Source organism: Streptomyces sp. KR55, assembly GCF_052245645.1.
GTDB lineage: Bacteria > Actinomycetota > Actinomycetes > Streptomycetales > Streptomycetaceae > Streptomyces > Streptomyces flavusporus.
Genome location: NZ_JBQQCE010000248.1, coordinates 1 through 14,062 on the forward strand (window position 1 = coordinate 1; position 14,062 = coordinate 14,062).

Genomic DNA, 14,062 nt, shown 5'->3' on the forward strand with positions numbered 1-14,062 from the left:
CCAGCGGCCCTCGGGGGTCAGGGCGAGCAGGCCCTCCGGGCCGAGGGAGGCGACCACCGCGTGGGCGCCGCGGCGGCGGGCGTCCTGGGTGGCGCGCAACGGCTCGTGGGAGCCGGTGAGTTCGGCCAGTTCGTCGGCGTTGGGCTTGATGACGTCCGGGCGGGCGGCCACCCCGCGGCGCAGCGGCTCCCCGCTGGTGTCCAGCAGCACGGGCACGCCCGCCGCACGCGCGGCGCGTATCAGGCCCGCATACGCGCCCACCGGCACACCCGGCGGCAGGCTGCCGCACAGGGCCACCGCGCTCGCCGGCGCCAGCAGGTCCTCGTAGGCCTCCAGGAACGCGGACCACTCGGCCGGTGCGATGGCCGGGCCGGGCTCGTTGAGCTGGGTCGTGTCGCCGGTCCGCTCGTCCACGACGGCGATGGTGCGCCGGGTCACGCCGCCGATCGGGACGAGCGCGTCGACCACACCCGGCGTGGCGGTGAGCGCGTCCTGCACGATCCGTCCGGTGCTGCCGCCGACGAAGCCGGTGACCGTCACCTCGTGACCGAGCGCGGCCAGGACGCGGGCGACGTTGACGCCCTTGCCGCCGGGGCGTTCGGTCACCTCGGAGACCCGGTGGGTGGTGTGCGGCCGCAGGGACCGTACGCGATAGGTGATGTCGAGAGCGGTGTTCAGCGTGACCGTGAGGATCACCTGGGCCGACCTCCCCCGAGTGAATGCGCTTGTCGTTCTCCGGGGGTCGATCATGCCAAAGAGACGGCGGTCGGCACAGTCGTCCGGTCGGCCACCGTCTCTTCGGTCGGCTCTCTACTGGCGGATGTATCAGGGCAGTTGGGGCTCAACCACCCATTCTCCCTGCCGCATCACGCCCTTGAGCTCGAAGTCGGCGTCCAGCAGCACCAGGTCGGCGTCCTTGCCGGGCTCGAGGGAGCCGATCCGGTCGTCCAGGCCCAGCAGCCGCGCCGGATTGGCCGACAGGGCCGCCACCGCATGCTCCACCGGCAGCCGGTCGATGGTCACCGCCCGCTTGAAAGCGCGGTCCAGGGTGAGCGTGGAGCCGGCGATCGAGCCGCCCTCCACCAGGCGCGCCACGCCGTCGCTGACCTCGACCTCCAGCGGGCCGAGCAGATAGCGGCCGTCGCCGAAACCGGCCGCGTCCATCGCGTCCGTGACGAACGCGACCCGCTCCGGGCCCGCGTGATGGAACGCCAGCTCCAGGGCGGCCGGGTGCAGATGCGTGCCGTCGTTGATGAGCTCGACGGTCACCCGCTCGTCCTCCAGCAGGGCGGCGATCGGGCCGGGGGCGCGGTGGCCGAGCGCGGGCATGGCGTTGAACAGGTGCGTGGCGACCGTCGCGCCCGCGTCGATCGCCTCGACCGTCTGCTCGTACGTCGCGTCCGTGTGGCCGACCGCCGCGATCACCCCGTGCTCGGCGAGCAGCCGTACGGAGTCGATGCCGCCCGGCAGTTCGGTGGCGAGCGTGAGCATCTTCGCCCTGCCGCGCGCCGCGTCGATCAGCTTGCGCACCTCGGAAGGCTCCGGGTCGCGCAGCAGCTCCTCGGAGTGCGCACCCTTGCGGCACGGGGAGATGAACGGCCCCTCGAAGTGGATGCCGGCGATCTCGCCCTGCTCGGCCAGCTCGGAGAGCAGGCCCGCCCGCCGGATGAGGAAATCCATGTCGCCGGTGACCGTGGAGGCGACCAGGGTGGTCGTGCCGTGCAGCCGGTGGGTGTGGATGCCCTTGAGGACCTCGTCGACCGTGCCGGAGGTGAAGGAGGCTCCACCGCCGCCGTGGTTGTGGAGGTCCACGAAACCCGGTACCAGCCAGTGGCCTCGCAGGTCGATCTCGGGCACGTTGGCCGGGGCGCTCGCGGCGATTCGGGCACCCTTGACGATCACTCGGCCGTCTTTGACGGTTCCCGTGGGCATGACCACGTTGGCTCCGGAGAGGACCAGGGGTGTTCCGTCGGTCGCGGGCTGCGGGTGCGTCGTGGCTTGTCGCGCCCCGCGGCGGAGCCGCATGTCGGCGCTGTCCCGCGCCCCTGGGGGGGTTGCCATCAGGCTGATTCCTCCGTGCGGTCGGTGGATGTGAGGAGATCCCAGGCGAGGAGCCCGGCACCCAGGCATCCCGCCGTATCGCCCAGGGCCGCCGGGACGATGTTCGGCAGTTTCTGGAAGGTGACGCGCTTTTTCACTGCGTCCCGCAGCGGTGTGAACAAGGTTTCCCCCGCCTCGGCGAGCCCGCCACCGATGATGAGCGTGCGCGGGTCCAGCAGGGTGAGCGCGGTGACCAGGCCGTCGGCGAGGGCGTTCACGGCGTCCTGCCAGATCCGTATGGCCTGTGGGTCGCCGGACTCGACGGCCTTGGCGCAGTCGGCCGCGTCCGCTTGCGCGTCCCCGGTCGCTGCCGCCCATGCCTCGCTGACCGCCGACGCCGACGCGAACCGCTCCAGGCAGCCGCGCTGCCCGCAGGGACAGGGCGTCCCGCCGGGCCGTACGACGACATGGCCGATCTCGCCCGCGAAGCCGTGCGCACCCGCCTCCACCCGGCCGTCGATACCGATGGCACCCGCGATGCCGGTGCCCAGCGGCACGAACAGGAACCGGTCCGCGCCCCGCCCGGCACCGATCCGGCCCTCGGCGAGCCCGCCGGTGCGCACATCGTGGCCGAGGGCGACCGGGATGCCGCCGAGCCGGTCGGCGAGGAGTCCGCGCAGGGGGACGTCACGCCAGCCGAGGTTGGCCGCGTAGGCGGCGATGCCGTGCTGTTCGTCGACGATGCCGGGGACGGCGACGCCGGCGGCGGCCGCGGGCGTGCCGAGGTGCTGTTCGCCGTACGCGCGGAGTCCGGCGGCGAAGTCGAGGATGCCGTCGACGACCGCGCCGGGCCCGCGTTCCCGCCCGGTCGGCCGGCGCGCCTGGTGGATCAGGGCGCCGTCCGCCCCGACCAGGGCGGCCTTCATCCCGGTGCCGCCCACATCGAGGGCGATGACGTGTCTCACGGGGGACAGTGTGGCCCGAGGACCCGGAAGAGGTCTAGTCCACTTACGTGGTGTAGACCTTGGTTCCGGTTGTAAAAAGTCAGATTTATCTTTCGGCGAGGGTGGGCGAGAGCACGTGCAGCGGTGCAGGACAGGAATGATCGCGGTGGTGTCCGCACTGGGCATGACGGCGGTCCTCGGCGGCTGCGGCCTCGGCGGAGACTCGGCCGACGTGACGCTGCGGCTGGTCGCCGCCGACTACGGCGACAGCGCGGCCAACAGCTCGAAGAAGTACTGGGCGAAGCTGGTCGAGGAGTACGAGGCCGACCACCCGGATGTGAACGTCGAGGTCAGCGTCTACTCCTGGAACGACGTCGACGCCAAGGTCAAGGAGATGGTCGAGGCCGGGAAGGCGCCCGACATGGCCCAGATCGGCGCGTACGCCGACTACGCGGCCGACGACCTGCTCTACACCGCCGACGACCTGCTCTCCATACCGGTCCAGGCCGGTTTCTCCTCCGCGCTCGCCAGCGCGGGGCAGGTCAACGGGGCGCAGTACGGCCTGCCGTTCGCCGCCTCCACGCGCCTGCTCTTCTACAACAAGACCCTCTTCGAGGAGGCCGGCCTCACCCCGCCCACCACATGGGCGGAACTGGCCGCCGATGCCGCGGCCCTGAAGGCCGAGGGCGTGAAGTACCCCTACGCCCTGCCGCTCGGCTCCGAGGAGGCGCAGGCCGAGACCATGCAGTGGCTGCTCAGCGGGGGCGGCGGCTACACCGACACCGTCGGCACCTACGGCATCGACTCCACGGAGAACGTCGAGACCTTCACCTGGCTGCGCGACGAGCTGGTCGGCGCGGACCTCACCGGGCCGGTCGCCCCCGGCAAGCTCAACCGCGCCGACGCGTTCGCCGCCTTCGCCCGGGGCGAGGTCGGCATGCTGAACGGCCATCCGTCCCTGATGAAGATGGCCGAGAAGAAGGGCGTGAAGTTCGGCATGGTGCCGATGCCCGGCGTGAACGGTGAGAGCAAGGCCACGATGGGCGTCGCCGACTGGATGCTGGCGTTCAAGCAGAACGGCCACAAGGAGCAGGTCGGCGACTTCCTCGACATCGTCTACAGCGAGGAGAACGTCCTCGCCTTCTCCCGTGAGTACGACCTGCTGCCGGTCACCAACGCCGCGTCCGAGGCCATGAGCGGAGCGTCCGAGGACCGGGACCTCAAGCCGTTCCTGGACGAACTGCCGCTCGCCGAGTTCTACCCCGTCGGCAAGACGTCCTGGGCGGCGGTCAGCGCGGAGGTCAAGAAGCGGATCGGCTCCACCGTGGAGCCCGGTGGCAGCCCGTCGGCGATCCTCGGCCAGCTGCAGTCGACGGCGACCACGGCGGAGAGCTCGGCGGCGGGATAGGTCGCACTGTCGGTGCCGGAGGTTACGGTTTCGGGCATGGAGCAGGAGCGGCTCGGACGGCGGGAACAGGACATCCTCGCGCTGGAACGCCGGGGGTTTGCCGGGCCCGGTGCGAAGGAGCGGGCAATACGGGAGGAGCTGGGCCTGGCCCCGGTGCGCTACTACCAGCTGCTCAACGCCCTGCTCGACGATCCGCGGGCGTTGGCGCACGATCCGGTCACGGTGAACCGGTTGCGGAGGGTACGGGAGCGGAGGCGGGCCGACCGATGAACCCGGGGTTTCGCTGTCACCCGGCGTGGCGTTGGATGATGCCGACCGGCGTGTAAAGGCCCGCCCGCGGATATGGTCGCCATATGGGCAGCCACGAGACCGAACCCAACACGACTCTCCCGACGCCCTCGACCCCTGCCGGGCGTGACGGGCTCGACGCGATTCTCGCCCGGCCCGGCAAAGCGGTGATCGCCCTCGACTTCGACGGGACGCTCGCCCCGATCGTGCCCGACCCCGAGCAGGCGCGGGCCCACCCCGACGCGGTGCCCGCGCTCGCCGCCCTCGCCCCGAAGGTCGCCTCCGTCGCAGTGATCACCGGCCGCCCGGCGGACGTAGCCGTGCGGTACGGCGGCTTCGCGGGTGTACCCGGCCTCGAGCATCTCGTCGTCCTCGGCCACTACGGCGCCGAACGCTGGGACGCCGTGAGCGGCGAGGTCAGCGCCCCCGCCCCGCACCCCGGCGTCGCCGCCGTCCGCGAGAAACTGCCGGGGCTGCTCGAACGGGTGGGCGCCGGGCAGGGCACCTGGGTGGAGGACAAGGGCCACGCGGTCGCCGTCCACACCCGCCGCGCCGCCGACCCCCAGGCCGCGTTCGAGGCCCTGCGCGAACCCCTCTCCGACCTCGCCACCCGGCACGGCCTGATCGTCGAACCCGGCCGCATGGTCCTGGAACTCCGCCCACCCGGCATGGACAAGGGCGTCGCCCTCCTGGAACACGCCCGCGACCTCTCCGCCGCCTCCGTCCTCTACGCCGGCGACGACCTCGGCGATCTCCCCGCCTACGCCACCATCGAAAAACTCCGCTCCACCGGCACCCCAGGCCTACTGATCTGCAGCGGCAGCGACGAGGTCCCCGAACTGAGCAAACGAGCCGACCTGGTGGTAAACGGCCCGAAGGGCGTCGTGGACCTCCTGAACAGCCTTGCGGCCCGCTTGGCCTGACGGCAGGCCGCGGACAGCCGCGCCGCAGCCACCCCGTCAAGCCGCGGGCATTCGTGCCTCCCCCAGAGGGGGACCCCCGGGGCGGCACGGGTGGGCGCTGGGGATCCCCTCTCTGGGGGAGGCACCCCGTCAGCGCCGGTCCGCGCGCCCCACCCCCCCCAGCGCCGCGCACCGCCCGATCAGACGTTCAGCTCACTCAGCTGCTCCAGAAACCACCGCCCCGGCGGCAGCGAAGTCGCCGCCGCGGCCAACCTCTTCGTCCGCTCGGCCCGCTCACCGACCGACATGCTCAGCGCCTCGTACAACGCCTCGGCCGTCCTGACCACGTCGTACGGGTTCACCCCGATCGCATCCTCCCCCAGCTCCTCATACGCCCCCGCCTCCCGCGACAGCACCAGCACGCACCCCTCGTCGGAGACGACCGGCACCTCCTTGGCGACGAGGTTCATCCCGTCCCGGATGGGGTTGACCAGCGCCACGTCCGCCAGCCGGTACGCCGCCAGCGACCGCGCGAAGTCGTCCTTGACGTGCAGCACCACCGGCGTCCAGTCCGGCGTCCCGTACCGCCCGTTGATCTCCTCGGCCTGCCGCTGCACCTCGGCCGTGTACTCCCGGTACACGGCGAGATCCTGCCGCGAGGGGTACGCGAACGCGACGTGCACCACCCGCTCACGCCACTCCGGGTGGTCGTCGAGCAGCTGCCGGTACGCCAGCAGGCCCCGCACGATGTTCTTCGACAGCTCGGTCCGGTCCACGCGGACGATCGTCTTGCGGCCCTCGCCGATCTCCGCCCGCAGCGTCGCCATCCGCTCGCTCACATCGGCCTCGTGCGACCGCTTCCGCAGGAAGTCCGCGTCCGCACCGAGCCCGTGCACGCCGACGCGCGTGTCCCCGAGGCCCCCGACGAACGCCTCGCAGCATGCGGTGAACGCGTCCGCCCAGCGATGGGTGAGGAAGCCGAGCCGGTCCGCGCCCAGCATCCCGCGCAGCAGCTGCCCGGCGATGTCGTCCGGAAGCACCCGGAAGTACTCCGGCGGCGCCCACGGCGTGTGCGAGAAGTGGCCGATCCGCACATCGGGGCGCAGCTCGCGCAGCAGCCCCGGGACCAGGCTGAGGTGGTAGTCCTGCACCATCACCGCGGCACCCTGCGCCGCCTCCTGCGCCAGCGCCTCGGCGAAGGCGCGGTTGTACGCCTCGTACGAGGCCCACTGCCGCCGGAACTCCGCGTCGAAGACCGGCTCCATCGGCGTCTGGTACAGCATGTGGTGGACGAACCACAGCACGGAGTTGGCGATGCCGTTGTACGCGTCCGCGTGCACGTCGGCCGGAATGTCCAGCATCCGCACACCGGACTCGGCGATTCCGCGCCGCACCGCCTCGCGGTCGCCGTCGCCGAGGGCCGAGCACACCCACAGCGCGCCGGCGTCCGGCCCGATGGCCGACAGCCCGGAGACCAGCCCGCCGCCACCGCGTCTGGCGGCCAGCGAGCCGTCCTCGCGCACCTCGTACGAGACCGGGCCACGGTTGGAGGCCACCAGTACCTGCGCAGCACCGTACGTTGAAGCCATACGCCTCAACCTAGCCCGAGCCGGATCCGCTCAAACGTACGGACGGCCGCCCGGCGGGGCCGTATACAACGCCCATAAAACGGTCACGCCACTTTCCGGGCGGCGTACTCGGCGATCTCCACCATCGGTGGCCGCTCCTCCGTGTCCACGGAGAACGTACGCGGTTCGAAGCCGTCCTCCACCCGTTCGAACTGGGTGAGGGAGGGGCGGATCAGATGGCCGCGGGCCAGCCGCAGCTGGGCCGTGCGGTAGATCGCCGCCGCCATCCGGCCGAGCGCCTGCCCGTCCTGGTGGCGGTGTTTGCGCACCCCGACGTCGACCTGCGCGAGCGCCTCGAGGCCGGCCAGGTGGAGGGAGTCGACCAGCATGCCCAGCTCCACGCCGTAGCCGACGGGGAACGGGAGCTGTTCGAGCAGCGAGCGGCGGGCCGCGTACTCGCCGCCCAGCGGCTGGACGAAACCGGCCAGCTGCGGCCAGTGCATGTTCAGCAGCGGACGGGCCATCAGCTCGGTCACCCGGCCGCCCTGCCCCGCCGTGCCGCCGAGCGGACGGTCGTACATCCCCTTGACGAGGTCGACCTCCGGGTCGGTGAGCAGCGGGCCGACGATGCCCGACACGAAGTCCGAGGAGAACTCCTTCAGGTCGGCGTCGATGAAGCAGACGATGTCCCCGCTCGTGACGAGGAGGGAGCGCCACAGGACCTCGCCCTTGCCGGGGACGGCCGGTATGCGCGGCAGGATGTCGTCGCGGTGGACGACCCGGGCGCCCGCGGCGGCGGCCACCTCGGAGGTGCGGTCGGTGGACCCCGAGTCGACGACGACGATCTCGTCGACGAGCGGGAGCTGCTGCATGAGGTCGTGACGGATCACGGCGACGATGTCGCCGACGGTCTCCTCCTCGTTGAGTGCGGGCAGCACGACACTGACCGACTGGCCCGTCGTGCGTTTGGCGGCCAGGATCCTGTGGAGCGGGCGATCGGTCAGGGACCAGGAGCGGGTGCTCAGCCAGCGCTCGACTTCTTCCAGCACAGCTTGCGGCTCCTCTGCGTTCTCCAGGCGAGGGGGGTGTGATCCATCTCGCGGTTCGGACGACTATCTCAACTGTCCTGGCCTTCGGTTACAGTCTTGAACAACGCTGATGACCATCGCATGTCGGGGGTTGTTTGCGTCTACAACCACATACAGCTCATCCAGAGGGGCAGAGGGAAACGGCCCGATGAAGCCCCGGCAACCCTCCAGCCGGTTCTTGTCACGCAGACGTGGTGAGGCTCCCGGCTAGGGAAGGTGCCAATTCCGTCTCACGGCGAGATGCGTCGTGAGGAAGATGAGGAGAAAGGGCCTCGCCTCACATGGCTGTGCAGACTGTCGAAAGCACCAGCACTCCCACCGTCGACCTCGGTCCCGCCGCCGCGCTGTCCTGTCGCGAGTGCGGCCACCGCGTACCGCTCGGTCCGGTCTTCGCGTGCGAGGAGTGTTTCGGCCCGCTCGAGATCGCGTACGACTTCTCCGCATACGACGCCGAGGAGCTCCGCAAGCGCATCGAGGCGGGACCGGCGAACATCTGGCGTTACGCACCCCTGCTGCCCGTCCCCGCGGACGTGGCCGGCAAGCCGAACCTGAACCCGGGCTGGACCAAGCTCGTCAAGGCCGACAACCTCGCGCGCGAACTCGGCGTCACCGGCGGGCTGTACGTGAAGGACGACTCCGGCAACCCGACGCACTCCTTCAAGGACCGCGTCGTCGCCCAGGCGCTGGAGGCCGCCCGCGCCTTCGGCTTCACCACGCTCTCCTGCTCCTCGACCGGCAACCTGGCCGGTGCGGTGGGCGCCGCGGCGGCCCGGGCCGGCTTCCGCTCCTGTGTGTTCATCCCGCACGACCTGGAACAGGGCAAGATCGTCATGGCCGCGGTCTACGGCGGCGAGCTCGTCGGCATCGAGGGCAACTACGACGACGTGAACCGCTTCTGCTCCGAGCTGATCGGCGACCCGGCCGGCGAGGGCTGGGGCTTCGTCAACGTCAACCTGCGGCCGTACTACGCGGAGGGCTCCAAGACCCTGGCGTACGAGATCTGCGAGCAGCTCGGCTGGCGGCTGCCCGACCAGATCGTCGTGCCGATCGCCTCCGGCTCCCAGCTCACGAAGATCGACAAGGGTCTGCAGGAGCTGATCAAGCTCGGGCTGGTCGAGGACAAGCCGTACAAGATCTTCGGCGCGCAGGCCGAGGGCTGCTCGCCGGTGTCGGTGGCCTTCAAGGGGGGCCACGACGTCGTCCGGCCGCAGAAGCCCGACACCATCGCCAAGTCGCTGGCCATCGGCAACCCCGCGGACGGGCCGTACGTCCTGGACATCGCCCGGCGTACCGGCGGTGCGGTGGAGGACGTCACGGACGCGCAGATCGTGGACGCCATCAAGCTGCTGGCGCGGACCGAGGGCATCTTCGCGGAGACCGCCGGTGGAGTGACCGTGGGTGTGACGCGCAAGCTGATCGAGAACGGTCTCCTCGACCCGGCCCTCACCACCGTCGTCCTCAACACCGGCGACGGTCTCAAGACGCTGGACGCGGTGGCGGGCACCGGGCTGACCGCGACCATTCGTCCCAACCTGGAGTCGTTCCGGGAAGCCGGCCTCGTCTGAAGTCCCGCGCCCCTGGGCCCGTTCACCCGACCGGAGGTCATTTCATGAGCGTCACCGTCCGCATCCCCACCATCCTGCGCACCTACACCGGCGGTCAGGCAGAGGTCGCCGCCAAGGGGGCGACCCTCGCCGAGGTCATCGCCGATCTGGAGAAGAACCACACGGGCATCTCGGCCCGCGTCCTGGACGACCAGGGCAAGCTGCGCCGCTTCGTCAACGTGTACGTCAACGACGACGACGTCCGCTTCGAGCAGGGCCTTCAGACGGCGACCCCGGACGGTGCGGGCGTCTCCATCATCCCGGCGGTCGCGGGCGGCTGACCCGCTCCTGCGTTACCGTGAGTAACGCCGGTTACGCAATGTTCATCGAATTGCCCCCTCCGTGAGAGAAGCGGAGGGGGCAATTCAGTGTGATTGAGCGCGGTACAGTTGGGGAACGCGCTGCGACCCGCATGCCGGACGCATATGAGTTCCGGCTCCGCGTGCGATAAGAAGCAGCCAAAGTGTGTGGCCCTTTTGCGTCTTTCATTCCTTTTATGGGGCCCGACTTGCCCTGAATTCGGGCGAATTCTCCGCAAATTCCCGACCCTTGGTGCCCAGAATTCTCGTCCGATTGACCTGTTGCAGACGGCAGTTGGACAGATACATTCAGCCGCGGTCGACGCGTTCCGGCGCACGCCCCCAACCAGTGGGGGGTGAGGTCTGACCCGGATCCGCGAAGTGTGGATCTGTGCAAGGGCCAGTAATAGGGGAGTTAGGCATGGCTCAGGGCACCGTCAAGTGGTTCAACGCGGAGAAGGGGTACGGCTTCATCGCGGTCGACGGTGGTGCGGATGTTTTCGTCCACTACAGCGCGATCCAGATGGACGGATACCGCACCCTGGAAGAGGGTCAGCGGGTCGATTTCGAGATCTCGCAGGGCCAGAAGGGGCCGCAGGCGGACATGGTCCGGCTCGCGACCAGCTGAAGCACGCGCCGACTGCAGCGACGTTCTTCTGTTCTTCGAAGGGCTCGCACCTCCCGGGGTGCGAGCCCTTCGGCCTGCCCGAGGCCGGCCTCGGTCCGTGGGAGGCGCTTGCACTCGGCAGGGGCGAGTGCTAATCATTGCGTTAGCACTCTGAAGGTGAGAGTGACAAAGAAGGACCGGGTCGGTGAGGCCGCAGGCCGGGTGGGGCAAGGAACCACGAGGCAGGCGAGCCGTCCGTCGCGGGCGCGGGCGCGGTCCGAAGTAATCACCCCCAGTCCTGGGAGGACCACTTCACATGGCCAAGATCATCGCGTTCGACGAGGAGGCGCGGCGCGGCCTCGAGCGCGGCATGAACCAGCTCGCGGACGCCGTCAAGGTCACCCTCGGCCCCAAGGGCCGCAACGTCGTCCTCGAGAAGAAGTGGGGCGCCCCCACGATCACCAACGACGGTGTCTCCATCGCCAAGGAGATCGAGCTCGAGGACCCGTACGAGAAGATCGGCGCCGAGCTGGTCAAGGAAGTCGCCAAGAAGACGGACGACGTCGCCGGTGACGGTACGACCACGGCGACCGTTCTCGCCCAGGCCCTGGTCAAGGAGGGCCTGCGCAACGTCGCCGCCGGCGCCAACCCGATGGCCCTGAAGCGCGGTATCGAGAAGGCCGTCGAGGCCGTCTCCGGTGCGCTGCTCGACCAGGCCAAGGAGGTCGAGACCAAGGAGCAGATCGCCTCCACGGCCTCCATCTCCGCCGCCGACACCCAGATCGGCGAGCTCATCGCCGAGGCGATGGACAAGGTCGGCAAGGAAGGCGTCATCACCGTCGAGGAGTCGCAGACCTTCGGTCTTGAGCTCGAGCTCACCGAGGGCATGCGCTTCGACAAGGGCTACATCTCGGCGTACTTCGCCACCGACATGGAGCGCATGGAGGCGTCGCTCGAGGACCCCTACATCCTCATCGCCAACTCCAAGATCTCCAACGTCAAGGACCTGCTCCCGCTCCTGGAGAAGGTCATGCAGTCGGGCAAGCCGCTGCTGATCATCGCCGAGGACGTCGAGGGCGAGGCCCTGTCGACCCTGGTCGTCAACAAGATCCGCGGCACCTTCAAGTCCGTCGCCGTCAAGGCCCCGGGCTTCGGTGACCGCCGCAAGGCCATGCTCGGCGACATCGCCATCCTCACGGGCGGCGAGGTCATCTCCGAGGAGGTCGGCCTCAAGCTGGAGAACGCGACCCTGGACCTCCTGGGCCGCGCCCGCAAGGTCGTCATCACCAAGGACGAGACCACCATCGTCGACGGCGCCGGCTCCGCCGACCAGGTCGCCGGCCGGGTCAACCAGATCCGCGCCGAGATCGAGAACAGCGACTCGGACTACGACCGCGAGAAGCTCCAGGAGCGCCTGGCGAAGCTGGCCGGCGGCGTGGCCGTCATCAAGGCCGGTGCCGCCACCGAGGTCGAGCTCAAGGAGCGCAAGCACCGCATCGAGGACGCCGTCCGCAACGCGAAGGCGGCCGTCGAGGAGGGCATCGTCGCCGGTGGTGGCGTGGCCCTGCTCCAGGCCTCCCAGGTGTTCGAGAAGCTGGAGCTCGAGGGTGACGAGGCGACCGGTGCTCAGGCCGTGAAGCTCGCGCTCGAGGCCCCGCTGAAGCAGATCGCCGTCAACGCCGGCCTCGAGGGCGGCGTCGTGGTCGAGAAGGTGCGCGGCCTGACCCCGGGTCACGGCCTGAACGCCGCGACCGGTGAGTACGTCGACCTGGTCAAGGAAGGCATCATCGACCCGGCGAAGGTGACCCGCTCTGCCCTGCAGAACGCCGCCTCCATCGCCGCGCTGTTCCTCACCACCGAGGCCGTCATCGCCGACAAGCCGGAGAAGGCCGCCGCGCCCGCCGGCGGCGGCATGCCGGGCGGTGACATGGACTTCTGATCCTGTAAAGGATCCAGTCCGTCCGGTCCCGAGGGCGGCACCCCCTGCCGGCAGGGGGTGCCGCCCTCGGGCGTGTCCGGGGTCACGCCGGAGCCGGGGAGACGACGGAATGCGGTGTCCTGCGAGTCCGTTGAAGTGCGTGCGCAAGTAATGCATGCGCATGTATCAACACGACTCACTCCCAGGAGCTCCACGTGACCGTCACCGCGTCCTCCGACTCCCGAGCGGCCCAGATCCTCGCACGCCCCTTCACCGTGGGCGGCCTGACCGTCCCCACCCGCATCGTGATGGCGCCGATGACCCGCTACTTCTCCCCGGGTGGTATCCCCGGCGCGGATGTGGCGTCGTACTACTCCCGCCGCGCGGCCGCGGGCGTCGGCCTGATCGTCACCGAGGGCACCTACGTCGGTCACGAGTCCGCCGGAGAGAGCGCTGACGTCCCGCGCTTCCACGGCGAGGAGCAGCTGGCCGGCTGGGCGAAGGTCGCCGAGGAGGTGCACGCGGCCGGCGGCCGGATCGTGCCGCAGTTGTGGCACATCGGCATGGTGCGCAGCGCGGGCAAGCCGCCGTTCCCCGAGGCCCCGGCGGTCGGCCCGTCCGGGCTGCGCCTGGACGGCACGGAGGGCACCGGCAAGGCCATGACCCAGCGGGACCTGGACGACGTCATCGCGGCCTTCGCCGAGGCCGCCGCCGCGGCCGAGCGGATCGGCTTCGACGGCGTGGAACTGCACGGCGCCCACGGCTACCTCATCGACCAGTTCCTGTGGGCGGGCACCAACCGCCGTACGGACGCGTACGGCGGCGACCCGGTGGCCCGTACGAAGTTCGCGGCGGAGATCGTGGCCGCCGTCCGCGAGACGGTCTCGCCGGACTTCCCGGTCCTCTTCCGCTACTCGCAGTGGAAGCCGGACGCCTACGACGCGCGGCTCGCCGAGACGCCGGAGGAGCTGGAGGCGATCCTGACCCCGCTGGCGTCGGCCGGCGTCGACGCCTTCCACGCTTCCACGCGCCGCTACTGGCTCCCGGAGTTCGACGGCTCGGACCTCAATCTCGCGGGCTGGACGAAGAAGCTGACCGGCAAGCCCGCCATCACCGTCGGCTCGGTCGGCCTGGACGGCGAATTCCTCAAGGCCTTCCAGGGGGAGGGCGCCGCGGTGGGCAGCCTCGACAACCTCCTGGACCGCCTGGAGCGCGACGAGTTCGACCTCGTGGCCGTCGGTCGCGCGCTGCTCCAGGACCCGCAGTGGGCGGCGAAGGTGCTGGCGGGCCGGTTCGACGAACTGGCCCCGTACGACGCGGCGTCGCTGGCCTCGCTGAGCTGACGATCGGCGACCGGGTGGGTGGGGGGGGGAGGGGGGGGGGGGGGGGGGGGGGG

The 14,062-nt window shown here is 70.3% G+C and carries 13 protein-coding genes and 1 riboswitch; of the genes, 8 read left to right on the forward strand and 5 right to left on the reverse strand.

The features are described 5' to 3' along the window. From ACTWQJ_RS30560 to ACTWQJ_RS30570, 3 genes are all read right to left on the reverse strand, one after another. On the reverse strand, positions 1-696 hold a 696-nt coding region (locus tag ACTWQJ_RS30560; RefSeq protein WP_443309759.1), incomplete at its 3' end, for a 1-phosphofructokinase family hexose kinase. Between the two features lie 129 nt (positions 697-825). Beyond that, positions 826-1,932, reverse strand: a complete 1,107-nt coding sequence (nagA, locus tag ACTWQJ_RS30565) for an N-acetylglucosamine-6-phosphate deacetylase (RefSeq protein ID WP_443309768.1) — start codon at positions 1,930-1,932, stop codon at positions 826-828. A 128-nt stretch (positions 1,933-2,060) separates the two neighbouring features. Further along, entirely contained in the window at positions 2,061-3,005 is a 945-nt protein-coding gene (locus ACTWQJ_RS30570) for an ROK family protein (RefSeq protein WP_443309760.1), read from the reverse strand. 136 nt (positions 3,006-3,141) lie between these two features. Between ACTWQJ_RS30570 and ACTWQJ_RS30575 the strand changes: the two genes are divergently transcribed. From ACTWQJ_RS30575 to otsB, 3 genes are all read left to right on the forward strand, one after another. Further along, positions 3,142-4,392, forward strand: coding sequence for an extracellular solute-binding protein (locus ACTWQJ_RS30575; protein WP_443309761.1), 1,251 nt, complete (start codon positions 3,142-3,144; stop codon positions 4,390-4,392). A 36-nt stretch (positions 4,393-4,428) separates the two neighbouring features. Continuing rightward, positions 4,429-4,662: a DUF3263 domain-containing protein gene (locus tag ACTWQJ_RS30580; protein ID WP_224738185.1), complete on the forward strand. Its 234-nt coding sequence runs from the start codon at positions 4,429-4,431 to the stop codon at positions 4,660-4,662. An 83-nt stretch (positions 4,663-4,745) separates the two neighbouring features. Then, positions 4,746-5,603 carry a trehalose-phosphatase gene (gene otsB / locus ACTWQJ_RS30585; RefSeq protein ID WP_443309762.1) on the forward strand — a complete coding sequence of 286 codons (858 nt, stop codon included), beginning with the start codon at positions 4,746-4,748 and terminating at the stop codon, positions 5,601-5,603. Between the two features lie 179 nt (positions 5,604-5,782). Here otsB and ACTWQJ_RS30590 read toward each other — a convergent pair whose 3' ends face one another. Together ACTWQJ_RS30590 and ACTWQJ_RS30595 are read right to left on the reverse strand one after the other, a co-directional pair. Continuing rightward, a complete protein-coding gene (locus tag ACTWQJ_RS30590) occupies positions 5,783-7,171 on the reverse strand; it encodes an alpha,alpha-trehalose-phosphate synthase (UDP-forming) (RefSeq protein ID WP_443309763.1) in 1,389 nt (462 codons plus the stop codon). A gap of 83 nt (positions 7,172-7,254) precedes the next feature. Next, positions 7,255-8,199, reverse strand: coding sequence for a glucosyl-3-phosphoglycerate synthase (locus tag ACTWQJ_RS30595; RefSeq protein WP_443309764.1), 945 nt, complete (start codon positions 8,197-8,199; stop codon positions 7,255-7,257). Positions 8,200-8,353: 154 nt separating this feature from the next. Beyond that, a riboswitch (SAM riboswitch) is annotated at positions 8,354-8,501 on the forward strand. An 18-nt stretch (positions 8,502-8,519) separates the two neighbouring features. Between ACTWQJ_RS30595 and thrC the strand changes: the two genes are divergently transcribed. The 5 genes from thrC (at position 8,520) to ACTWQJ_RS30620 (ending at position 14,009) form a co-directional block, all read left to right on the forward strand. Then, positions 8,520-9,803, forward strand: a complete 1,284-nt coding sequence (gene thrC, locus ACTWQJ_RS30600; protein WP_443309765.1) for a threonine synthase — start codon at positions 8,520-8,522, stop codon at positions 9,801-9,803. Positions 9,804-9,847: 44 nt separating this feature from the next. Continuing rightward, positions 9,848-10,123 (forward strand): MoaD/ThiS family protein, encoded by a 276-nt coding sequence (locus ACTWQJ_RS30605; RefSeq protein ID WP_443309766.1) that lies wholly within the window; start codon positions 9,848-9,850, stop codon positions 10,121-10,123. A 439-nt stretch (positions 10,124-10,562) separates the two neighbouring features. After that, positions 10,563-10,769, forward strand: a complete 207-nt coding sequence (locus ACTWQJ_RS30610; RefSeq protein ID WP_019057200.1) for a cold-shock protein — start codon at positions 10,563-10,565, stop codon at positions 10,767-10,769. 295 nt (positions 10,770-11,064) lie between these two features. Next, positions 11,065-12,687, forward strand: a complete 1,623-nt coding sequence (gene groL, locus ACTWQJ_RS30615; protein WP_385511124.1) for a chaperonin GroEL — start codon at positions 11,065-11,067, stop codon at positions 12,685-12,687. 194 nt (positions 12,688-12,881) lie between these two features. Next, positions 12,882-14,009: an NADH:flavin oxidoreductase gene (locus ACTWQJ_RS30620; RefSeq protein WP_443309767.1), complete on the forward strand. Its 1,128-nt coding sequence runs from the start codon at positions 12,882-12,884 to the stop codon at positions 14,007-14,009. Positions 14,010-14,062: the final 53 nt, after the last annotated feature.

What these genes read in the sequence shown, in the direction of transcription:
- nagA (WP_443309768.1), bottom strand. Translation starts at nt 1,932, where the DNA reads ATGCCCACGGGAACCGTCAAAGACGGCCGAGTGATCGTCAAGGGTGCC.
- ACTWQJ_RS30575 (WP_443309761.1), top strand. Translation starts at nt 3,142, where the DNA reads ATGATCGCGGTGGTGTCCGCACTGGGCATGACGGCGGTCCTCGGCGGC.
- ACTWQJ_RS30580 (WP_224738185.1), top strand. Translation starts at nt 4,429, where the DNA reads ATGGAGCAGGAGCGGCTCGGACGGCGGGAACAGGACATCCTCGCGCTG.
- otsB (WP_443309762.1), top strand. Translation starts at nt 4,746, where the DNA reads ATGGGCAGCCACGAGACCGAACCCAACACGACTCTCCCGACGCCCTCG.
- ACTWQJ_RS30590 (WP_443309763.1), bottom strand. Translation starts at nt 7,171, where the DNA reads ATGGCTTCAACGTACGGTGCTGCGCAGGTACTGGTGGCCTCCAACCGT.
- thrC (WP_443309765.1), top strand. Translation starts at nt 8,520, where the DNA reads ATGGCTGTGCAGACTGTCGAAAGCACCAGCACTCCCACCGTCGACCTC.
- ACTWQJ_RS30605 (WP_443309766.1), top strand. Translation starts at nt 9,848, where the DNA reads ATGAGCGTCACCGTCCGCATCCCCACCATCCTGCGCACCTACACCGGC.
- ACTWQJ_RS30610 (WP_019057200.1), top strand. Translation starts at nt 10,563, where the DNA reads ATGGCTCAGGGCACCGTCAAGTGGTTCAACGCGGAGAAGGGGTACGGC.
- groL (WP_385511124.1), top strand. Translation starts at nt 11,065, where the DNA reads ATGGCCAAGATCATCGCGTTCGACGAGGAGGCGCGGCGCGGCCTCGAG.